The organism is Kitasatospora sp. NPDC032150 (assembly GCF_055579945.1).
The window spans coordinates 90,797-111,250 of record NZ_JBVIMH010000006.1 but is presented as its reverse complement, the minus strand read 5'-3'; the positions used below and the strand labels follow the sequence as shown (position 1 = coordinate 111,250).

17 protein-coding genes and 1 pseudogene are annotated in these 20,454 nt (G+C 72.0%); 8 read left to right on the top strand and 10 right to left on the bottom strand.

Features of this window, described 5'->3' with window-relative positions; all coding sequences use genetic code 11:
• The first annotated feature begins 23 nt into the window (after positions 1 to 23).
• The 7 genes and pseudogenes from ACZ5ON_RS09855 (at position 24) to ACZ5ON_RS09825 (ending at position 6,490) form a co-directional block, all read left to right on the top strand.
• Complete coding sequence (locus tag ACZ5ON_RS09855) at positions 24 to 866, top strand: hypothetical protein (protein WP_465588258.1); 843 nt, start codon at positions 24 to 26, stop codon at positions 864 to 866.
• A complete protein-coding gene (locus ACZ5ON_RS09850; protein ID WP_465588255.1) occupies positions 863 to 1,696 on the top strand; it encodes a hypothetical protein in 834 nt (277 codons plus the stop codon). The genes ACZ5ON_RS09855 and ACZ5ON_RS09850 overlap by 4 nt, the downstream gene beginning before the upstream one ends.
• Positions 1,693 to 2,745, top strand: coding sequence for a hypothetical protein (locus ACZ5ON_RS09845; protein WP_465588252.1), 1,053 nt, complete (start codon positions 1,693 to 1,695; stop codon positions 2,743 to 2,745). The genes ACZ5ON_RS09850 and ACZ5ON_RS09845 overlap by 4 nt, the downstream gene beginning before the upstream one ends.
• A 125-nt stretch (positions 2,746 to 2,870) precedes the next feature.
• Positions 2,871 to 3,911 (top strand): ABC transporter ATP-binding protein, encoded by a 1,041-nt coding sequence (locus ACZ5ON_RS09840; RefSeq protein ID WP_465588249.1) that lies wholly within the window; start codon positions 2,871 to 2,873, stop codon positions 3,909 to 3,911.
• Positions 3,895 to 4,812, top strand: a complete 918-nt coding sequence (locus ACZ5ON_RS09835) for an ABC transporter permease (RefSeq protein ID WP_465588246.1) — start codon at positions 3,895 to 3,897, stop codon at positions 4,810 to 4,812. Before ACZ5ON_RS09840 ends, ACZ5ON_RS09835 begins: the two co-directional genes overlap by 17 nt.
• A 12-nt stretch (positions 4,813 to 4,824) precedes the next feature.
• Positions 4,825 to 5,743: pseudogene (locus ACZ5ON_RS09830) on the top strand (ABC transporter ATP-binding protein).
• A gap of 30 nt (positions 5,744 to 5,773) precedes the next feature.
• A complete protein-coding gene (locus ACZ5ON_RS09825) occupies positions 5,774 to 6,490 on the top strand; it encodes an ABC transporter permease (protein ID WP_465588243.1) in 717 nt (238 codons plus the stop codon).
• A 57-nt stretch (positions 6,491 to 6,547) separates the two neighbouring features.
• Here ACZ5ON_RS09825 and ACZ5ON_RS09820 read toward each other — a convergent pair whose 3' ends face one another.
• The 3 genes from ACZ5ON_RS09820 to ACZ5ON_RS09810 form a co-directional block, all read right to left on the bottom strand.
• Positions 6,548 to 6,988 (bottom strand): SRPBCC family protein, encoded by a 441-nt coding sequence (locus ACZ5ON_RS09820; RefSeq protein WP_465588240.1) that lies wholly within the window; start codon positions 6,986 to 6,988, stop codon positions 6,548 to 6,550.
• 131 nt (positions 6,989 to 7,119) lie between these two features.
• Positions 7,120 to 8,379 carry a CynX/NimT family MFS transporter gene (locus ACZ5ON_RS09815; protein WP_465588237.1) on the bottom strand — a complete coding sequence of 420 codons (1,260 nt, stop codon included), beginning with the start codon at positions 8,377 to 8,379 and terminating at the stop codon, positions 7,120 to 7,122.
• 194 nt (positions 8,380 to 8,573) lie between these two features.
• Positions 8,574 to 9,308 (bottom strand): FadR/GntR family transcriptional regulator, encoded by a 735-nt coding sequence (locus ACZ5ON_RS09810; protein WP_465588234.1) that lies wholly within the window; start codon positions 9,306 to 9,308, stop codon positions 8,574 to 8,576.
• 416 nt (positions 9,309 to 9,724) lie between these two features.
• Between ACZ5ON_RS09810 and ACZ5ON_RS09805 the strand changes: the two genes are divergently transcribed.
• Positions 9,725 to 11,497, top strand: a complete 1,773-nt coding sequence (locus ACZ5ON_RS09805; RefSeq protein ID WP_465588231.1) for an LCP family protein — start codon at positions 9,725 to 9,727, stop codon at positions 11,495 to 11,497.
• A gap of 118 nt (positions 11,498 to 11,615) precedes the next feature.
• Here the strand turns inward: ACZ5ON_RS09805 and ACZ5ON_RS09800 are convergent, their stop codons facing one another.
• From ACZ5ON_RS09800 to ACZ5ON_RS09770, 7 genes are all read right to left on the bottom strand, one after another.
• The gene (locus tag ACZ5ON_RS09800) at positions 11,616 to 12,464 is read right to left on the bottom strand and encodes an HAD family hydrolase (protein ID WP_465588228.1); all 849 of its coding nucleotides are present in this window, start codon (positions 12,462 to 12,464) and stop codon (positions 11,616 to 11,618) included.
• A gap of 69 nt (positions 12,465 to 12,533) precedes the next feature.
• A complete protein-coding gene (gene serS, locus ACZ5ON_RS09795; RefSeq protein WP_465588225.1) occupies positions 12,534 to 13,811 on the bottom strand; it encodes a serine--tRNA ligase in 1,278 nt (425 codons plus the stop codon).
• A gap of 770 nt (positions 13,812 to 14,581) precedes the next feature.
• A complete protein-coding gene (gene pheA / locus ACZ5ON_RS09790) occupies positions 14,582 to 15,517 on the bottom strand; it encodes a prephenate dehydratase (protein ID WP_465588221.1) in 936 nt (311 codons plus the stop codon).
• 185 nt (positions 15,518 to 15,702) lie between these two features.
• Entirely contained in the window at positions 15,703 to 16,974 is a 1,272-nt protein-coding gene (gene efeB, locus ACZ5ON_RS09785; RefSeq protein WP_465588217.1) for an iron uptake transporter deferrochelatase/peroxidase subunit, read from the bottom strand.
• A 5-nt stretch (positions 16,975 to 16,979) separates the two neighbouring features.
• Positions 16,980 to 19,070 carry a FixH family protein gene (locus ACZ5ON_RS09780; protein WP_465588214.1) on the bottom strand — a complete coding sequence of 697 codons (2,091 nt, stop codon included), beginning with the start codon at positions 19,068 to 19,070 and terminating at the stop codon, positions 16,980 to 16,982.
• 7 nt (positions 19,071 to 19,077) lie between these two features.
• The gene (locus ACZ5ON_RS09775) at positions 19,078 to 19,566 is read right to left on the bottom strand and encodes a copper chaperone PCu(A)C (RefSeq protein WP_465588210.1); all 489 of its coding nucleotides are present in this window, start codon (positions 19,564 to 19,566) and stop codon (positions 19,078 to 19,080) included.
• Positions 19,567 to 19,597: 31 nt separating this feature from the next.
• A complete protein-coding gene (locus ACZ5ON_RS09770; RefSeq protein WP_465588207.1) occupies positions 19,598 to 20,302 on the bottom strand; it encodes an SCO family protein in 705 nt (234 codons plus the stop codon).
• Between the last annotated feature and the right edge of the window lie 152 nt (positions 20,303 to 20,454).

Below are 20,454 nucleotides of genomic sequence, written 5' to 3'. Positions count from 1 at the left end.
CGAACCGCCGCACTGGAGAAAACGTGATCACCCACGAGACCGAAGAGTCTCCCGAGCGGCACCAGGGCCAGGAGCCGGGAGGGGCGGCCGAGTTCGGCGACGTCGTCTCGTCCGGTCTGCCCGAGCCCGTCGTGAATCCGGACGCCGGTCCGGACGCCGGGCGCCGCCGCCCCCGTACCGTGACGCTGCTGGCCGGCGCACTGCTGCTGGGTCCGCTGCTGGGCGCCGGCGTCGGCTACTCGATCCAGGCCGCCCGCCCCGAGACGCCGCTGCCGTCGCTGCACGTCGCCGTGCCGGGCTACCCCGCCACCCCGTTGGACCCGGCGGCCGCCGCCGAGGCCGCGCCGAAGCCGCTCGCGATCGACGGCGACCTGCGCAAGCTGCTGATCAGCAAGCCCGACGGCGCGGACGACTGGGACAACTACGGCCACGGCGACGGGTCCGGCTGGCTCGGCGTCGGCGCGAAGGCCGGTTCGTACGGCGGTGCGGACCGGCAGTTCAGGGATCTGGTCCACGGCGGCTTCCGCCGGGACGCGATGGTCGCCTGGACCAAGGGCGGCAACAACTACCGGGTCGAGCTGATCCAGTTCGACGAGGACCACGTCTCCTCCGCGGTCGCCTGGGCCCAGGGGGACACCGGTGGCGGCACCGGCATCGACGGCACGCTGGACGGCACGGTGCACGGCACCTATCTGGCGCGGACCCAGCAGGAGCACTTCGTGGACAGCACCACCACCTACTACTTCGGGAGCGCCACCGCCCGGCGCGGCAACGTCGTGATGGTGGTCAGCATCTACTCCCAGAGCCGGGTCTCCGCCGACGAGCTCAAGGACATCGCCGAGCAGCAGTGGAAGCGACTGGTATGAGCGAGACCACCGGTACGACCGGTACGGACGGGACCGCGGCCGAGCAGCAGCGCCCGGCCTCGTCAGACGAGTTGAGGCCGAGGCCGAAGCCCGGCCCGGCACTGCGCGCGGGTGCGGCGGTGGTCGCGGCGGCACTGCTCGGGGTCGGGATCGGCGTCGGCATCCTGAAGGTCCGGTACCGCGATCGGGAGCCCGACGCCGCCGCCCTGGCCACCGTGCCAACTGCGGCGCCGAGCGCTCCGGCAGGGTCCTCCTACGGCGCCAAGTCCAATGGCACGCACTTCGGTTCGATGCGCGACCTGCTGCTGCCGGTGCCCGCCGGATACACGCTGGGCCCGGACGCCGGGGCGTACGGCAACGACACCGAACTGACCGAGGACCAGCGCAGGGCCTGGGCCGACGACCAGGTGCAGGCCCTGCCGGAGAAGCTCCGGGACGAGGTGCGCAAGGTCTGGCAGGACGTGCCGCTGAAGGGCGGCGGGGTCCGTAGCTACGCCGATGCCGCCGAGGGCGACCTGGTGGTCACCATCTGGTTGCTCCAGTACCACCAGGACGCGGTGAAGGCGGACAACGCCTTCGTGGGCGCGATGGCGTCGGACTCCGGGCTGTTCCGCGAGGGGCCGCAGGTGCCGGGACACCAGGAGGCGCACTGCTACCTGCCGTCCGCGCCACCGGGCGAGAAGCTCGACGCGCTGATCTGCTCGGCGGCGGTGGGCGACCTCCGGGTCGAGACGAGGGTGGAGGGCGTGGCGCCGCTGCCCAAGGACAAGGTCGTGACCCTCCTCCGCCGGCAACTCGACCGGCTCGCCCTGCCAGGAGCATCCGCATGACCGAGATCATCCGACCCGACACACCGGTCGAGCCCGCAGCGCCCGCCCCCGCCCCCGTCCGTGCGGAGCCCGCGCCCGAGCCCGCCGCGGTGTCCCTGGATCCGGTGAACCCCTGGGCCGTCTCCGCCGAGGCGAGCGCCGCCGAGACCGCCCGGAAGCCGGGCCGCGCGGCCGTCCTGCGCTGGGGCGCCGCCGCGTTCCTCCTGCTGCTCTCGGGGACCGCGACGGCGGTGGCGGTCACGACGCAGGACCGGACCGACATCCCCGGTCTGCGGACCGCGAACGACGGCCGGTACGCGTTCCCGGCGCTGACGTTGCCTCCGCTGCCGTCCGGCAAGCCCGCACCGAGCGCCGACCCGGCGAACCGGCGCCACTACGCGGATCTGCGCGGACTGCTGCTGCCCGCTCCCAAGGGCGCGTCGGACGAAGCCGGTCCCCCGGCCGCGCCCGCTACCGCGAGCACCGCGCCGTCCGCCGGCACGTCCCCCTCCGCGAGCACCGCGCCCTCCACCGCAGCCGTCACGCCCGTCACGCCGGCCACGCCCGCCACGCCCGCCACGCCCGCCACGCCCGCCACGCCCGTCACGCCCACCGCGACCGCCGCCGCAGGCGCGGCCCGGGCGAGCTGTGCGGACTACGCGAACCGTCACAAGTCCCCGGCCGTGCTCACCGCGATGCTCGACGAGAACGCCTGCCGCGCCGCAGCCAGGCGCGCATGGACCGGACCGGACGGCACCCGCACCGAGATCTGGCTGCTCTCCTTCGGTTCGCACACCGAGGCCGGCGCCTTCGCCCGCGACCTCGACACGGACGACCTCAAGGACGTGCCGGCGCTGGTCCACGCCCAGCTGCCGATCGACGCTGAGGGACACACCATGAACCAGCTGCTGCAGACCAAGGAGCGGGCGGCCGGGAAGGATCCGGTCGGCCGGGTGGCCGAGCTGGTCAACGGCGACGTCTTCGCCTCGGTCGTGATGACCAACCCGAAGGGCGTCCCGGTCCAGGCCTTCCAGCAGGTGACGATCCTTCAGTCCGTCATGCTGGGCTGACGTCTCACACGTTGTGGGTCCGACCCCCTAGGGGATCGGACCCACAACGTCGTCCCACAGGCGCAAACGGGATTCGTCGCCCCAGCTCATATCGCGCGTGGCCGCCGCGCACTACGTTGGAAGACGTGTCCACTGTCATCAAGACGGACGGCCTCACCAAGAGGTTCCCCCGGGTCACCGCGCTCGACCGGCTCACCGTGGAGGTGCAGCCCGGGGTGGTCGGCCTGGTGGGGGCGAACGGAGCGGGCAAGTCCACACTCATCAAGATCCTGCTCGGGCTCTCCCCGGCGACCTCCGGCACCGGCCAGGTGCTCGGGTTGGACATCGCCACCGAGGGCCCGGCCATCCGTGAGCGGGTCGGCTATATGCCGGAGCACGACTGCCTGCCCCCGGACGTATCGGCGACCGAGTTCGTCGTCCACATGGCCCGGATGGCCGGTCTCCCGGCGGCCGCCGCCCGCGAGCGCACCGCCGACACCCTGCGGCACGTCGGACTGTACGAGGAGCGCTACCGGCCGATGGGCGGCTACTCGACCGGTATGAAGCAGCGGGTGAAACTCGCCCAGGCACTCGTCCACGACCCGCAGTTGGTGCTGCTGGACGAGCCGACCAACGGCCTGGACCCGGTCGGCCGCGACGACATGCTGGCACTGATCCGCCGGGTGTACAGCGACTTCGGGATCTCCGTCCTGGTCACCACCCACCTGCTGGGCGAGCTGGAGCGCACCTGCGACCACCTGGTCGTCATCGACGGCGGTCGCCTGCTGCGCTCCTCGTCCACGGCGTCCTTCACCGAGGCCACCCAGCTGCTCGCGGTCGAGGTCACCGACCACCCGACGGACCTCGGCTTCGACGCCGACGAGGCCGTCCGGGCCCGGCTCACCGAGGCGGGGCTGACGGTCGCGCCGGACGGCTCCAGGGTCCTGCTGGTCGAGATAAGGGACGACGAGACCTACGACACGGTCCGCGACACCGTCGCCGACCTGGGACTCGGTCTGGTCCGGCTGGAGCAGCGCCGGCACCGGGTCGCCGAGATCTTCGCCGGCGACGCCCGAAGCGGCGATGCCCGAACCGACGACACCCGAACGGACCACGCCGACGGTGCCCGAGCCGGCGACGTCCGAACCGACGCGGCAGGAGGTGCCCACGATGTCGCTGCCCCCTGAGGCCGTGCCCGGCCGGACGGCCGCCGCCGACAGCGGCGTGATCCACGACATCGGCTACCGCTCGTACCGGGGCCCGCGCCTGGGCCGCTCGTACGCCACCCGTTCGCTCTTCGTACAGAGCCTGCGGGCCGCGTACGGGCTCGGGCGCTCGGGCAAGTCCAAGGTGCTGCCGATGCTGGTGCTCGGTGTCCTGGCGGTGCCCGCCGTGGTGATCGTCGCCGTGGCGATCCTGCAGCACGGCAAGCAGCTCCCTCTGGACTACCCGCAGTACCTGGCCAGTTTCTCGATCTTCATCGAGATCTTCCTGGCGGCCCAGGCTCCGGTGCTGATGTCCCGTGACCTGCGCTACCAGACGGTGCCGCTGTACTTCTCGCGGCCGATCACCCGGGGCGACTACGTACGGGCCAAGTTCGGCTCGATGGTCGCGGCGATGCTGATCCTGATGGCGGTGCCGCTGGTGGTGCTCTACCTGGGCGCGATCCTCGGCGGACTGCCGCTGGGCCACAACACCGGCCACTTCCTCTACGGACTGGTCGCCGCCGTGCTGTACGCGGTGCTGTTCTCCGCACTCGGCCTGCTGATCGCCGCGAGCACCCCGCGCCGGGGCTTCGGCGTCGCCGCGATCATGGGTGTGCTGGCGATCAGCTCGATCATCGCGGGCATCGTCTTCGGCCTGTCGGGCGGGATGCGTGCCGAGGTGCCGGACTCCGCGCACTGGGCCTCGCTGCTCTCCCCGTCGATGCTGGTGGACGGCCTGGTCAACCAGGTCTTCGGCCTGGCCGGCGACTCGCGCACGACGCACGCCCCGGGCGCGCTCGGCGTGGCGGTCTTCGCCGCCGAGATCGCCGTACTGGTGGTCGGTTCCTACTGGCTGATGGTCAGCCGCTACCGGAAGATCTGAGAGGGCGTCGGCATGGCTGTCATCACCATCGACAAGGTCTCCCGCTGGTTCGGCAACGTCGTCGCGGTCAACGACGTCTCCATGAGCATCGGACCGGGCATCACCGGCCTGCTCGGGCCGAACGGTGCGGGCAAGTCCACCCTCATCCACATGATGAGCGGCTTCCTCGCCCCGTCCGCCGGGGCCGTCACGCTGGACGGCGAGGCGATCTGGCGCAACCAGCAGGTGTACCGGAAGATCGGCCTGGTCCCCGAACGCGAGTCGATGTACGACTACCTGACCGGCTGGGAGTTCGTGCTCGCCAACGCCGAGCTGCACGGCCTGCCCGACCCGGGCGCGGCGGCGAAGCGGGCCCTGGCCCTGGTCGAGATGGAGTACGCCCAGGAACGCCGCACCGGCACCTACTCCAAGGGCATGAAGCAGCGCGTCAAGATGGCCTCCGCCCTGGTGCACGACCCGTCGGTGCTGCTGCTCGACGAGCCGTTCAACGGCATGGACCCGCGCCAGCGCCTTCACCTGATGGAACTGCTGCGCCGCTTCGGCGCGGACGGCCGGACGGTGTTGTTCTCCTCGCACATCCTGGAGGAGGTCGAGCAGCTCGCCCGCCACATCGAGGTGGTGGTGGCCGGACGGCACGCCGCCTCCGGTGACTTCCGCAGGATCCGGCGGCTGATGACCGACCGGCCGCACCGCTACCTGGTCCGCTCCAGCGACGACCGGCGGCTGGCCGCCGCGCTGATCGCCGACGGCTCCACAGCCGGGATCGAACTCGACTGGCAGGAGCGCGCGTTGCGCATCCAGGCGATCAACTTCCAGGGCTTCACCACCCTGCTGCCCAAGGTCGCCAAGGAGGCCGGCATCCGGCTCTACACCGTCTCCCCCGGCCGACGAGTCGCTGGAGAGCGTCTTCTCCTACCTCGTCGCGTCCTGACCCCGCGTTCCACTGGAAGGGCTGGAACCCATGAACCGGACCGTAGCCAGGCTGACCGTGCGCGGCCTGCTGGGCCGCCGCCGAGGCCTCCTGCTGCTGGCCGTCCCGGCACTGCTGCTGGCGGTCTCCGCGGCCGCGCGGAGCTCGGGAGCCGACCGGCACGACCTGGCCGTCAGCATCCTCGGCACGCTCTCGCTCGGCACCCTGGTGCCGATCCTGGGCCTGGTGGTCGGAACGGGCGTGATCGCGACCGAGATCGACGACGGCTCGATCGTCTACCTGCTGGCCAAACCGCTGCCCCGCTGGAAGATCATCACCACCAAGCTGGCCGTGGCGATCGCCACCACCTGGGTGTTCGCCGCCGTCCCGACCCTGCTGGCGGGCCTGATCATCTGCGGCACCAAGGACGGCCTGGCCCTCGCCTTCACCCTGGGCACGCTGGTCTCCGGCGCCGCCTACAGCGCGGTCTTCCTGCTGCTCGGCGTGGTCACCCGGCACGCGGTGATCGCCGGCCTGGCGTACGCGCTGGTCTGGGAGAGCCTGGTCGGCAACTTCGTCAGCGGCGCCAAGACCCTCAGCATCCAGCAGTGGGGCCTCTCGGTGGCCAAGGCGTTCGCCGCCGACGGCGCGCTGAGCGCCCCGGTCGCCCTCGGTGCGGCGATCCCGCTGTTGATCGTGATCACCATCGCGGCCACCGCCTTCGCCTCGGTGAAGCTGGCCGGCATCACCCTCGCGGGCGAGGAGTAGGACCGGAACGGGCGGGCGAACGGCAAGGCCGCCCGCCCGCCCGGAAGCGGCGAGGCGTCATCGCTGGGCCAGGTGCTCCCCGAGGCGGTCGAGGCTGGAGTTGAGGCCCGCCAGGGCCTCCGGGGAGCGGTACATCGGCGGGACGCCGGTCTGGTGGATCACGACCTCCGTCCGGTCCCCGTCGAGGTCGACCAGCCGGATGCTGCCCACCACGGTCGACCCCTCCTGGGCGAAGGTGAGCAGCTCGGGCTCCTTGACCTCCTGGAAGACGCCCTTCATCGGGTACCGGTCCCCGGTCGCGTCGACGACCATGGTGCTGTCGAACCGGCCGCCAGCCCACGGCTCGATGGTGACGGTGTCCAGCGGCACGCTCGTCCCGGCCGGTCCCCAGAAGCGGACGAACTGCTCGGGCTGGACGTACGCCGCGAACACCGCCGCACGGGGTGCGGCGAACTCACGGGTGATGGTGACCTCGCCGAGCTCGTTCGCGTCAGTCATGTCGTTCTCCCACTCTTGGCTCCGCTGTCTGCTTTCACCGGGGTAGACCGGGCGGCGGCGGGAAACTCATCGCTCCGGGGAGAACTTTTTTTCCGGGCTTCCGGAATCCTTCCGGAAGCCCGGAACCCGCCTCAGAGCGTGCGGTCGCGTCCAGCGCCGAAGCCTGCCACGGCGACGACCGCGGCGAGGCACAGCAGCAGGACCAGCGTCAGGTTCCAGCCACCGGTCGCCTGGTGCAGCGCACCGGCACCGACCGGTCCGACGGCGGCGACCAGATAGCCGATCGCCTGGCTCATCCCGCCCAGCTGGGCGGCGCCAGCCGCGCTGCCGGTCCGCAGCACGATGAAGGCCAGCCCGAGGCCGAGCGAACCGCCCTGGGCGACACCGAGCACCGCGGCCGAGACCCAGGCACCGGAGACCGGGGCGAGCAGCAGGCCGGTGATCCCCAGCCCGTTGAGCACCGCCATCGAGACGGCCAGTGCGCGCTGGCTGGTCATCCGGCCGGCCGCCAGCGGCACCAGGAAGGCGCCCGCGACCTGCACCAGGTTGCTGAAGGCGAAGACCAGACCGGCCTCGCTCCGGTCCATGCCGTGGTCGGCCAGGATGGTCGGCATCCAGGCGACCAGGGTGTAGACCATCAGCGAGGAGATGCCCATGAACAGGCTGATCTGCCAGGCCAGCGGCGAGCGCCAGATCCCCTCGATCGGCTTGCCCATCGGTGCGGCGGCCACCGCCGCCCGAGTACCGTCCGACGCGGCGGCCACCGCCGCCCGCTCCTGACGGGAGCGCAGCACCTGCGGCAGCCAGGCGAGGGCCGCGATCAGCGCGAGCAGCGACCAGGCGCCGAGCGAGCCCGCCCAGCCGCCGATCGCCTTCTCCAGCGGCACCGAGGAACCGGCCGCCAGGGTGGCGCCGATCAGCATGGTGGTCGAGTAGACACCGGTCATGGTTGCGGCCCGGTCCGGGAACTCGCGCTTCACCAGGCCGGGCATCGAGACGTTGAGCACGGCGATCGCGACACCGATCACCACGCAGCCCGCGTACAGCGCGGCCACCGAGGGCAGCACCCGCAGCAGCACTCCGGCGCCCAGCACCAGTACCGCGCCGAGCACCACCCGCTCCGCGCCGAAGCGCCGGGTCAGCCGGGGGGTCAGCGGCGCGCCGAGGCCCTGGAAGAGCACCGGAACGGTGGTGATCAGCCCGCTCACGGTCGAGGACAGCCCGAAGGTCCGCTGGATCTCGCCGACCATCGGGGAGACGGCGGCCAGGCAGGCGCGCATGTTGAGCGCGACCAGCACGATGCCGAGCAGCAGCAGCGCGGGGTGGGCGAGCTTGGTGCGAGTACGGACTACTGGGATCGTGACCGGCTGCTGGGTGCGGGTGACCGACATGGCGGGCTTTCTCTCCGGGCAGGGACCGATGGGGTCCGGGTAGGACAGGCGTCCGGGCAGGACAGACTGGAGGCGGGACGGACTGGAGGTGGTACGGACGAGCGGCGGTACGGACGAGCGGCGGTACGGACGGGCGCCGGGGCCGACGAGGTCAGCAGCCGCGTCCGTACGCGGACGGCGGGTCGTACCGGGCGCTACTTCCGCGCGGCGATAGTGGCGAGCAGCTGCTCCACGGCGGCCGTCGGCTCCGCGAGCAGCTCGCGACATGCGGCCTCGGCGCGCTCCGGATCACCGCTCTCGATCGCGTCCACCAGCGCCTCGTGGGTCGCGACGACCACCTCGGGCATCTCGTGGTCGCCGAAGGCCGTCCGCATCGACTCGTGCACCGAGGCGCCGAAGTAGCGGTACACCTCGGTGAGCGCGGGGTTGTGCGCGGCCTCCACCACGGCGGTGTGGAACTCCAGGTCGTGCTCGACCGTGGCCTCCCGGCCGGCCCGCTCCGGGTGCGAGGCGATCACCTCGGCCTCCCGGGCCAGCGCGGCGCGCATCCGGGTGATGTCCCCGGGCGTGTGCCGCAGCGCGGCCAGCCGCGCCGCCTCGGTCTCCAGCGCGGCGCGGACCTCCAGGACGTCCCGCACGCCGGAGCGCTGCACACCGCGCAGCACGGCGGCCGGGTCGCTGGTGGAGCGGACGAACGTCCCCTCACCCTGGCGCGACACCAGCATTCCGGCGTGCACCAGCACCCGGATCGCCTCGCGCACGGTGTTCCGTCCGACCCGCAGCCGCTCGGCCAGCTCGTGCTCGGTCGGGATCTTCCCGCCGACCGGCCAGGTGCCCGCGCTCAGCTGCTCCCGCAGCTGCTCGATCGTGGCGTCGACGAGCGAGCGCCGTCCGGCGGCCTGCAGGCCGTCGTTGCTGGCAGTCACCATGCCGGGGCTCCCTCCGGGTCGATTGGTCATCCTGAAACCGCTTGCCCGGTCATCCTACAAGTAGTTGTCCGGTTGTCCTACAACTGGGGAGCTGGTTGTCCTACAACTGATCGGCTGATCGTCCTCCAACCCACTATCTGATCGCGAATGACCGCCAGTAGTTCGAGGAGGTCCGCGTGGACCGGGCGTGCTCGGAAGTCGCCCGTTATGTGAGGGATCAGGCAATCCGGAGCCCGGGCAGTGACTTCGTCATGTGGCCTTTATATGCTCCGCTGAAGCTTCTGCGTATATCTGTGCGAGAGCTGCGTACCATCCGGGGCGGTGGTACGGCACGTTCGGCGGTCGCCGGGCGTTGCTCCTGCACACGGCGGGTCTGCTGTGTGCTGTGTTCCTGCCGTCTGGTGAAGGGTGTGGGTATGTCAGGCCAGCGGGCGGGAGCGTCCGGCCACGACGCCGAGTGGTGGCGCGACGGAGGGGCCCAGGGCGGTTCGGGGCTCGGTACGGACGCTCAGCGCGGTGTGCCCGGGCCGCGTCGCGGGGCCGGGGCCGCGGATGCGCCGAGGCTCGGAGGCCGGGCGGCAGCCCGTCGCGGCAACGGGGACGGCGGCGACGACGGGGACGGCGGTGGCCGCGGCGGCCGGGGAGCGGGCCGCGGCGGCGGGCCGCGCGGCAAACAGAAGCGCAGCAAGAAGAAGATCACCGCCTGGGTGGCGGCCTCCTCGCTTGTCCTGCTGGTGGCCGGTGCGGGCGCGGTCTACCTGAAGCTCAACGGCAACATCAGCACCTTCGGCCAGGACGGCGTCAGCAAGGACCGCCCGGACGCGGGTGCCGCCGACGCCAACGGCAACCGGCCGGTCAACGTGCTGCTGATCGGTTCCGACTCGCGCGGCGGTACCAACAAGGACCTCGGCGGCGGCGGGGACGCGGGTGCGCGCTCGGACACCACGATCCTGTTGCACATCTACGCCGACCACAAGCACGCCGTGGGCATATCGTTCCCGCGCGACGCCCTGGTCACCCGTCCCGCCTGCAAGCTGCCGAACGGCAAGTGGACCAAGGAGGAGAACAACGTCATGTTCAACTCCGCGTTCGCCGTGGGCGACACCGACAAGGGCAACCCGGCCTGCACCCAGAACACCGTGGAGAAGCTGACCAACCTGCGGGTCGACCACACCATGGTGGTCGACTTCGAGGGCTTCGCCGCGATGACCAGCGCCATCGGGGGTGTCACGGTCTGTCTGCCGAACGCCGTCTACGAGGGCGACCTGGACCCGAACCTCGTCCACAAGGGCAAGCAGATCTTCGCCAAGGGTGAGCAGACGGTCGAGGGCCAGCAGGCGCTGGACTACGTCCGGCTGCGGCACGGTGTCGGCGACGGCTCCGACATCGGCCGGATGAAGCGCCAGCAGGCGTTCCTCTCCGCCCTGATCAAGGACGTCAAGGGCAAGGGCATGAGCCCGACCAACCTGCTCCCGCTGGCGGACGCCGCGACCAAGTCGCTGACGGTCGACGAGGGCCTGGGGACGGCGGACAAGCTGCTCTCCTTCGCGCTCTCGCTGAAGGCCATCGACCTGCACGACATCAAGTTCATCACCGCCCCCTGGAAGTACGAGGGCGCCCGGGTCGCCCTGGTCCACCCGGATGCCGAGGAGCTCTTCGCCGCGCTCAAGGCCGACCGGACGCTGGACGGCCAGGACGCGAGCGGCGGGGCGAGCGCCAGCCCGTCGGCCGACGCCTCCACGGCCCCCGCCCCGGACGGCGGCCAGAGCACGGCCGTGCCCGCCTCGGTGGACGGCGCCGGCATCCGGGTCGGCATCTACAACGGCACCACCACCCCGGGCCTGGCCAACGCCGCGGAGACCAAGCTGAAGGACGCGAAGTTCACCGTCACCACCAAGACCAACGCGGCCACCCGGGACCACGCCACCACCTCGGTCCAGTACGGCCCCGGTGACAAGGCCAAGGCGCAGACCGTCGCCTCGGTCTTCCCCGGCGCCACGCTGGAGCCGGTCTCCAAGGCGGGCATCAACGTGGTCCTCGGCAAGGACTTCGCGGCGGCAGGCGGCGGCTCGGGCGCGGGCGGTGCCTCCGGCGGGTCGGGCGCGGCCCCGGGCCCGCTGCCGACCAGCGTCAGCAACGGCGCCCGTTCGGCCGACGACGACCCGTGCAGCAACGTCTCGTACGGCTGACCGGCGGTTGAACACGACGACGGTGCCCCTCCCGGAATCCGGGAGGGGCACCGCCGTGAGCCGTCAGGCCGCAGACCCTTCCGACCGACCGCCGGACGGACGGCCCGGGCGGACGGTCTCAGCAAGCGGCCGGGAAGAGTCGTTCCAGGACGATCGCGACGCCGTCCTCGTCGTTGCCGGCGGTGACCTCGTCGGCGATCGCCAGCAGCTGCTCGTGGGCGCCCGCCATGGCCACGCCGTGCGCGGCCCAGGCGAACATCGGGACGTCGTTGGGCATGTCGCCGAAGGCGACGGTCTCCCGGGACTTCACGCCGAGCCGGTTGGCGGCGACCGCCAGGCCGGTGGCCTTGCTCAGGCCGACCGGCAGCAGTTCCACTATCCCCGTCCCGGCCACGGTCACACCGACCAGGCCGCCCGCCACCTGCTGGGCGATCTGCGCCAGTTCGTCGTCGTCGTGGTCCGGGTGCTGGATGTAGAGCTTGCTGATCGGTGCGGTGAGCAACTCGGAGGCGGCCACCCGAGCGATCGGCAGGTCGCTGCCGATCTGCAGCTCGTAGCCGGGACCGGCCAGTACGGCACCGTCCAGGCCGTCCTGGCTCGCGGCCACCGCGAGCGGACCGACCTCTGCCTCGATCTTGGCCAGCGCCAGCTCGGCGAGCCTGCGGTCCAGGGTGAGCGAGGTGAGCAGCCGGTGCTCACCCGCGTGGTAGACCTGGGCGCCCTGCCCGCAGACGGCGATGCCGGTGTAGCCGATCGCGTCGAAGACCGGGCGGGCCCAGTTGGCCGAGCGGCCGGTGACGATGATGTGCAGCGCTCCGGCGGCGACGGTGGCCGCCAGCGCGGCGCGGGTCCGCTCCGAGACGGTCTCCGCCGAGTTCAGCAGGGTGCCGTCCAGGTCGGTGGCGACCAGCCGGAAGGGCAGGTCGCCACCGGGGGAGACGTCAGGTCGGTGGCTCGTGGTGCTCATCTGCCGTACGTCTCCCCGGGGTTACTGCGGGCGTGCGGAAGTTGCTCCCCAACTACCGCGCGATGGTGCTTACTTGACGGGCTCCAGCACGGCGCGGCCGCCGAGGAACGGGCGGAGCGCCTCGGGGACGGCGACCGAGCCGTCGGCCTGCTGGTGGTTCTCCAGGATCGCCACGATCACGCGCGGGACGGCGACCAGGGTGCCGTTCAGCGTGGCCAGCGGGCGGACCTTGCTGCCCTCCTCGCGCAGTCGGATCGACAGGCGGCGGGCCTGGTACTCGGTGGTGTTCGAGGTGGAGGTGACCTCGCGGTACTTGCCCTGGGTCGGGATCCAGGCCTCGATGTCGAACTTGCGTGCGGCCGAGGAGCCGAGGTCGCCGGAGGCGACGTCGATCACCCGGTAGGGGAGTTCGAGCGCGGTGAGGAAGTCCTTCTCCCACTGGAGCAGGCGGCGGTGCTCGGCCTCGGCGTCCTCCGGCGTGGTGAAGACGAACATCTCCACCTTCTCGAACTGGTGGACGCGGATGATGCCGCGGGTGTCCTTGCCGTAGGTGCCCGCCTCGCGGCGGAAGCAGGAGGAGAAGCCGGCGTAGCGCAGCGGCAGCCGGTCGGCGTCGATGATCTCGTCCATGTGGTACGCGGCCAGCGGGACCTCGCTGGTGCCGACCAGGTACCGGTCCTCGTCGGGGAGGTGGTAGACGTTCTCCGCGGCCTGGCCGAGGAAGCCGGTGCCGTCCATGGCGGCCGGGCGGACCAGGGCCGGGGTAATCATCGGGATGAAGCCGGCCTCGGTGGCCTGCGCCATGGCCATGTTGACCAGGGCGAGCTCCAGCAGCGCGCCGACGCCGGTCAGGTAGTAGGAGCGGGCGCCGGCGACCTTGGCGCCGCGCTCGGTGTCGATCGCGCCGAGGATCTGGCCCAGCTCGACGTGGTCCTTGGGCTCGAAGCCCTCGGCCGCGAAGTCGCGCGGGGTGCCGATCTCCTCGAGGGTGACGAAGTCCTCCTCGCCGCCGACCGGGGCGGCCGGGTCGATCAGGTTGGCGAGCGAGCGGAGCAGGCGGTCGGCCTCCTCCTTGGCCTCGGTCTGCTCGGCGTCGGCGGCCTTGACCGCGGCGGCCAGCTCCTTGGTGCGCTGGAGCAGCGCGGCCTTCTCCTCGCCCTGGGCCTTGGCGACCTGCTTGCCGAGCACCTTCTGCTCGTTGCGCAGTTCGTCGAAGCGACTGCCCGAGGCCCGGCGCCGCTCGTCGGCGGAGAGGAGGGCGTCGACCAGGCCGACGTCCTCGCCACGGGCGCGCTGCGAGGCGCGCACTCGGTCAGGGTTCTCACGAAGCAGGCGAAGGTCAATCACGAGGCCAGCCTACCGGGGAGGGGAGCGCTCCCAGGAACCGGTTTTGCCGCGTCGCGGCGGCCGGGTGTCAGGCCGGGTGTCAGGCCGGGTGTCAGGCCGGGCGCGGCCGGTGCCGGTGTTTGCCGTCGGCCCGGCTGTCCGGGATGCTGCCCGGGCCCCGACGGCGGCCGGTGCCCCAGGTGTGGCCCGATGTGGTCGAGGGCGGTGGACCGACCTGGGGATAAGTCCGCTCACCCTGTGGATAACCGCTGTGGACAGGAGGCGCGGAGACGGCCCTGGGGGCACTGTCCACAGGCTCTTCGGCAAGCCTGTGGACAGGCGAGCGATGCAGGCTCTCGCGAAAATGAACCGAAGAATTGAGGTTTCAAACCTCGATTCACCTTCTCGGCCGAGGTAATTCGCTCGCTCGGACGGGTGATTTGATGGCTCTAGGGTGACTCTGGTCCGATTGGTCGGTCCTGCTGGCTAGCTGATGATCTGACCAGCTCTGTAGATGGATATGCCGGTTTGTCGATTCATCCCCAGTCCTGTGGATGGGCTGTGGATAACTCGGCAGTCAGCCGATCTGTGGATGAACGGTCAGGCCTGTGGATGGGCCGGGTCCATCGACGCTCCGGGGTCGACGCCGCGTGACCGCTCAGGTGAACTGTCCGTGTATTGGAGAAAGACGCAATTTGACCGAACAGCACCGAATCGTTCCGTGCTGTTCATGAAAACGACCACTGGTGATCGGTGTGCATGGCGCACACCGAGTGGATCGCCTGGACGGGTCAGAGTTCGCCGCGTCCGTCGAGGCAGCGCGAGAGCCAGTCCGAGGCCGTGCTGAAATCCTCGTCCCGGGTACCGGGCCGCTGCGGCGTCGGGGTGCTGTGGTCGGCGCGCGGATACGAGCCGAGGAACCGCACCTGCGGGCAGATCCGCTTCAGGCCCATCAGCGCCTCGCTCACCCGCCGCTCGCTGAGGTGGCCCTCGCAGTCGATCAGGAAGCAGTAGCTCCCCAGGCCCTCGCCGGTCGGCCTCGACTCGATGCGCATCAGGTTCACCCCGCGCACCGCGAACTCCTGCAGCAGCTCCAGCAGCGCACCCGGGTGGTCGTCCGGCAGCCAGACCACCATCGAGGTCTTGTCCGCGCCGGTCGGCGAGGAGACCCGTCCGGGGCGGCCGACCAGCACGAAGCGGGTGGTCGCGTTCTCCGCGTCGTGGATGTCGTCGACCAGGACGTCCAGGCCGTAGATCGGGGCCGCGAACGCGCCCGCGAAGGCGCCGTCGTAACGGCCCTCCTGCACCAGCCGGGCGCCGTCCGCGTTGGAGGCGGCCGACTCCCAGCGGGCGTCCGGCAGGTTGGCGGCGAGCCAGCGGCGCACCTGCGGCTGGGCGACCGGGTGGCTGGTGACGGTCTTGATGTCCGTCAGCTCGGTGCCGGGACGGACCAGCAGCGCGAACGCGATCGGCAGCAGCACCTCGCGGTAGATCATCAGGGGCTTGCCGGTGGCCAGTTCGTCGCTGGTCGCGGTCACCGCACCCTCGACCGAGTTCTCCACCGGGACGAAGGCCCCGGCCGCCTCCCCGGCCCGGACGGCGTCCAGCACCGCCGGCACCGAGGCGAGCGGCACCAGTTCCCGGGTACCCGCCTCGGGCAGGGTGCGCAGGGCGGCCTCGGTGAAAGTGCCCGCGGGCCCGAGAAAGGTGTAGCGGGTGGCCGACATGACGCCTCCGTGCGAAATGCGAAAGGGGTGTGCGCGATCGTGCTCGACCTGTCACCTTAGCCACTCGGGACGGCCGTCGGCGAAGCCTTCCACTCCGTGAACGGCCGCCCCGCGACGAGAACGGGCCCCGAGGCCAGGGCCCGGTAGTTCGCCTGCCCGGCCCCGGAACTCGCCCCCGGGAGAGCTCACCCCTCCAGCAGGGCCTGGCCGACGTAGCCGCCCTGCGGCGCGCCCGGCGGGACGGCGTACAGGCCGCTGGCCTCGTGCCGCAGGAAGCGGGAGAGGCTGTCCCCCCGGGCGAGTCGGCGCTGCACGGGGATGAAGCCGCGCGCCGGGTCGGCCTGGAAGGCGATGAACAGCAGCCCGGCGTCCAGCGAACCGTCCGGCAGCAGCCCGTCCTGGAACGAGAAACCCCGGCGGAGCATGGCCGCCCCGCCGTTGGACGCGGGTGCGGCGACCCGGATGTGGGCGTCGACGGGTATCGCGAGCAGTCCGTCGCCGTTCTGCTTCGCCAGATCGACGGGGGTGGACTCGGTGCCGCCGGAGAGCGGTGCGCCGTCCGGCTTGCGGCGGCCGATCACCCGCTCCTGGCGGTCCGTCGGCAGGTTCTCCCAGTTGTCCAGCAGCATGCGGATCCGCCGGAAGACCACGTAGGAGCCGCCCGCCAGCCAGCCGGGGCCGTCGGCGAAGACCTTGGCGGCGAAGTCGGGGTCGGTGGGACGGGGGTTGTTGGTGCCGTCCACCTGGCCCATCAGGTTGCGCGGGGTCCTGGGGCGGTCGGTGGCACCCGGTGTGCGGCTGAAACCGGACATCTGCCAGCGGAGCGTCGCCAGCCCGGAGGCCTGCTGCTGGAGGACCCGCAGTGCGTGGAAGGCGACCAGTGCGTCGTCCGCGCCGATCTGCACCCAGAGGTCGCCGTCGCTGCGGGAGCGGTCGACTGCGTCCTCCGGGAAGTCCGGCAGCGGGGCGAGCTGCGGCGGGCGCTGAGAGGCCAGGCCGGTCTTGTCGAAGAGCGAGGCGCCGAATCCGAAGGTGACGGTCAGCGTGCAGGGGCCCGCGTCCAGCGCGATCTGGTTCTCGTGCGCCCCGGCCTGCTCCCCGCGCGCCAGCAGCGCGGCGGTCTCGGACCAGCCCTTCATCAGCCGGCGCAGCCCTTCCCGGCCGGTGCCAGGCGTCAGGTCGAACGCGGCCAGCTGGGCGCGCGCCTGCGCGGGCTGGACGATCCCGGCCTGGTGCGCCCCGTGGAAGGGCACGGATGCCCGGCCGAGAGCCGGGGCGCCGTCGCTCCGGCTCCCGTCGCGCGGCGCGGCGACGGCCCAGCCGCCGACCGCGCCCGCGCCGGCGCCGACCGCGAGCCCGGCCCCCGCGCTGCCCAGTAGGGCGCGGCGGGAGAGGCCCGCGGCGGCGGGCGCCGCCGTCTCCGGTGCCTCGGACAGTTCCGACATCTGCTCGGTCAACACATTCACCCGATCTTGAGCGACTTGACCTCGGTCGACTGGTCGATGTCCGAGGAGCGGACCGTCACCGACACCACCCAGTCGCCGGCGAGCGGGAGTTGGGCCGTCCCGGACCAGCGGCCCGGCCCGTCGGAGTCGAGGGAGGCGGGCAGCGGCCCGAGGTCCCGGTCGGGCAGGGTGAAGGCCAGCTGCAGCTCGGGCACCTCGGCGGGCTTGCCCGAGGAGTCGTCCAGGCTGAGCTTCACCGTGTTGGACCCGGTTGCGGCGGGGTTGAGGACCACCGTGGCGGTGCCCTTGGCGTTGGGGGTCCTGCCGCCGGTGTCGTACGGGATCTTCAGCTCGACGGTCTTCGCGGGTGCGGTACCCGGAGCACTGCCGGTCGCGGTCGCCGCCGGGGCGTCGCCGGTGGCGGCCCGGGCGACCCGTCCGGGCGGGGAGTTGGTGAGCATGGTGGTGACCACCAGAACGACCACCGCGACGGCGCTCTCGGTCAGCACCGAGCGACGCAGCCCCGCGCGGGCCGGCGGGCCGTCCTGGGCCCGCTGCACCATGGCCGACCGCCGGGCCGCCCGCTGCCGGGCCAGCTGCGCCTGCCGCACGGGGTCGGCGGCCTCGGGCCCGTCCTGGGCGGCGTTCTCGATGGTGCTCTCGGCGGTGTCCTCGGCGGTGTCCTCGGCCACGGTGCTCGTGGGCACCTTGACGGAAGCGGTCACTCGGGCAGCGCCCTCGCCGGCGGCCTCGGCACCCTCGGCACCCTTGGCACGTTCGGCGGCCGATCCCGCCCGGAGCCGGGCGACCCAGGCGCGGGAGATCCAGGCGACGCCGACCATCGCGACCACGCAGCCGATCTTCACCAGTAGCAGCCGCCCGTACTCGGTGCCGAGCAGTGCGCTCCAGGAGCCGACGCCGCGCCAGGACTGGTAGACGCCGGTGGCGGCGAGGACCGAGACGGCGCCGAGGGCGAGCTTGGAGAAGCGTTCCACGGCGGCGATCGCGAGGCCGGCCCGCAGTCCGGCGACCAGGGCGACCAGCCCGCCCAGCCAGAGCGCCATCGCCAGCAGGTGCAGGATCCCCAGCGGCAGGGCCAGCCAGACCTGGATGCCCGCGGAGGCGTGGTCGGCGCCCGCCCAGGTGGCGGCGAGCGCGGTGGCGAGGACGACTCCGGCGATGCCGAGGCCGAGTCGGGCGTCCCGCTGCGGACGTTCGGCGGCCAGCCGTTCCAGGCGGTGCAGCTCGTCCTCCTCCGGGTCGCCGGTGCTCTCGGCGGTCTCCTCGCGGCCACCGGTGTTCTCCACGGAGTCCGCGGAGCCGTCCGACTGCCCCAACTGCCCCACCAGCAGCGAGAGGAACACCCCGCCCGCCGCGAGCAGCAGCAGTCGCGCGGAGAGCGCGGTGCCGATCCGTTCCTCCAGCGTGCCGCGGACCAACGAGAGGTCGAAGGCCACGCCGATGCCGCTGCCGCGCTCGTACGGGGCGCGCAGCAGCAGGACGGCCACGGTGGCGACCAGCAGGCCGATCCAGCCGGTCATCAGCAGCCGCTGCACCGAGCGCACGGCCGCGCCCCTGGGCCAGCAGATCAGTACGAAGGCGGCCACCCCGGCGAGCAGGGCGAAGGAGGCGTAGGCGACGGTCCGGGCGAGTCCGTAAGCGAAGGCGACCGTCCCGTCGGCCTTGGCGTTCTGGAGCTGGCCGGTGGAGACCGTGGTGGCGGAGGGGGCACCGACGGAGAAGGTGAAGGCGCCGCCGACGGGGTGCGAGTCCTCCGAGACGGCTCGCCAGGCGACGGTGTAAGTGCCGTTCGCCAGGCCGCTGTTGAGCGAGACTCGGGCGGTGTCGTTCTTCCCGTCCAGATGGCTCGGGTTGCCGGCGTCGACCTGCTGCCCGGTCGGGCTGAGCACCCGGACCGAGTCGGCGGAGAGCGAGACGCCCTCGCTGAAGGTCAGCGTCACCGCGGCGGGGGCCTGCGGGACAACCGAGTTCTGGGCGGGGTCGGCGCTGACCAGCGCGGCGTGGGCGGCGGCCGGTCCGGCCGTGCCGAGCAGCAGCACCAGTGCGGCACCGAGCGCCGCCACCAGGGCACCGAGTCTCTTCAACATGTCGCGGTCAGCTTCCCGGTCGGTAGGTGAGGGGTTTGACCGGCACCTGGACGGAGATCTTGTCGCCCTTGGCGAAGGTCAGGTCGAGTTCGAGCTCGTCGCCGACGGCCGGGGTCTTATCCCAGCCCATGATCATGAGGTGGTTGCCGCCCCGGTCGAGCGAGAGCGTGCCGTGGGCGGGCACGTCTAGGGCGCCGACCTGCTGCATGGTGCTGTCGGTGGAGCGGTGCATGGTCACCGAGCTGGCGTCGGGGCTGGAAACCTTGATCAGCTGGTCGTCGGCCGAGCCGGTGTTCTTGACGGTCAGGTAGCCCGCGGCCATGCCGCCGGGGGTGGCGGGGAGCGGGATGTAGGAGTCGGCGACGGTCAGCCGGGGCTGTCGGCCGTCCGCGCCGCCGTCGCCGCCGGTGCCGCACGCGACGAGTATGGTCGCGGCGGTGAGGACGGTGGCCACGCCGGCGCCGATCAGCGCGGTGCGGCGGAACTGCCTGCTCATGCGGCCGCCTCCGCTCGCCCGATGAGGGTGGTCACGCGGACACCCCCTTGGCCAGCAGCGGCAGGTCGTGCTTGTAGGTGTCGACCGAGCTGTTGCTCAGGTAGAGCAGGTGGGCCTTGTTGTCCGGGGGCAGGAAGGTGAGCACCTGGGCGCCGTGGCTGGAGGTGACGGTGCCGTCCTTGTTGACGATCGGGTCCTCGACCATGACGCCGAGGGTCTGGGCGGCGGCCTTGACCTTGTTCAGGTCGCCGGTGAGCCCGATGAAGTCCTTGCCCATCGAGTCCAGCCAGGTGCGCAGCACCTTGGGGGTGTCGCGCTCGGGGTCGGTGGAGACGAAGACCACGTCGATCTTCTTCCGGTCCGCTTCGGGCAGCGAGGCCATCGCGACGCCGATGTCGCCCATGGTGGTCGGGCAGACGTCGGGGCAGCTGGTGTAGCCGAAGAACAGCAGCGTGGGGTGCCCGTCGGTCTGCTTGCGCAGGTCGAAGGGCTGGCCGGAGGTGTCGTCGAGGACCAGGTCGGGCTTCTGGAACTGCTTGGCCAGCACGCTGCCCTTGTACGGGGAGTTGCTGGTCTGCTGGACGACCTTCGCGGCGCCGTCGCTGCTGCCCGCCGCGCTGGAGCCGCAGGCGCTCAGGGCGAGGGCGGCGGCGAGCGCGAGGGCGGTGGCGCCGAGTGCGCGGCGCCCGGCGCGCGGGGCGCCGGTGGAGGTGGTCGCGGTGGCGGTACGTGGCATGGCGGTGGGTCCGATCGTTCGCGTGGTGCTGCCGGGTGGGGGGGGGGGGGGGGGGGGGGCCCCACCGGGAGGGGGCCGGAGGCGGGGGAGGGGTTTTTGCGGCGGCAGCTCGTAAAAACAAAGAAGGGGAAGAAGGGGGAGGAGAAAAGGAA

Excerpts from the sequence above, each read along its gene's own strand:
- ACZ5ON_RS09820 (WP_465588240.1), bottom strand. The coding sequence starts at position 6,988 with ATGACTGACGCGAACGAGCTCGGCGAGGTCACCATCACCCGTGAGTTC.
- ACZ5ON_RS09770 (WP_465588207.1), bottom strand. The coding sequence starts at position 20,302 with ATGCCACGTACCGCCACCGCGACCACCTCCACCGGCGCCCCGCGCGCC.
- ACZ5ON_RS09775 (WP_465588210.1), bottom strand. The coding sequence starts at position 19,566 with ATGAGCAGGCAGTTCCGCCGCACCGCGCTGATCGGCGCCGGCGTGGCC.
- ACZ5ON_RS09815 (WP_465588237.1), bottom strand. The coding sequence starts at position 8,379 with ATGTCGGTCACCCGCACCCAGCAGCCGGTCACGATCCCAGTAGTCCGT.
- ACZ5ON_RS09850 (WP_465588255.1), top strand. The coding sequence starts at position 863 with ATGAGCGAGACCACCGGTACGACCGGTACGGACGGGACCGCGGCCGAG.
- ACZ5ON_RS09805 (WP_465588231.1), top strand. The coding sequence starts at position 9,725 with ATGTCAGGCCAGCGGGCGGGAGCGTCCGGCCACGACGCCGAGTGGTGG.
- ACZ5ON_RS09810 (WP_465588234.1), bottom strand. The coding sequence starts at position 9,308 with ATGGTGACTGCCAGCAACGACGGCCTGCAGGCCGCCGGACGGCGCTCG.
- ACZ5ON_RS09800 (WP_465588228.1), bottom strand. The coding sequence starts at position 12,464 with ATGAGCACCACGAGCCACCGACCTGACGTCTCCCCCGGTGGCGACCTG.
- ACZ5ON_RS09780 (WP_465588214.1), bottom strand. The coding sequence starts at position 19,070 with ATGTTGAAGAGACTCGGTGCCCTGGTGGCGGCGCTCGGTGCCGCACTG.
- ACZ5ON_RS09845 (WP_465588252.1), top strand. The coding sequence starts at position 1,693 with ATGACCGAGATCATCCGACCCGACACACCGGTCGAGCCCGCAGCGCCC.
- ACZ5ON_RS09835 (WP_465588246.1), top strand. The coding sequence starts at position 3,895 with ATGTCGCTGCCCCCTGAGGCCGTGCCCGGCCGGACGGCCGCCGCCGAC.
- pheA (WP_465588221.1), bottom strand. The coding sequence starts at position 15,517 with ATGTCGGCCACCCGCTACACCTTTCTCGGGCCCGCGGGCACTTTCACC.
- ACZ5ON_RS09825 (WP_465588243.1), top strand. The coding sequence starts at position 5,774 with ATGAACCGGACCGTAGCCAGGCTGACCGTGCGCGGCCTGCTGGGCCGC.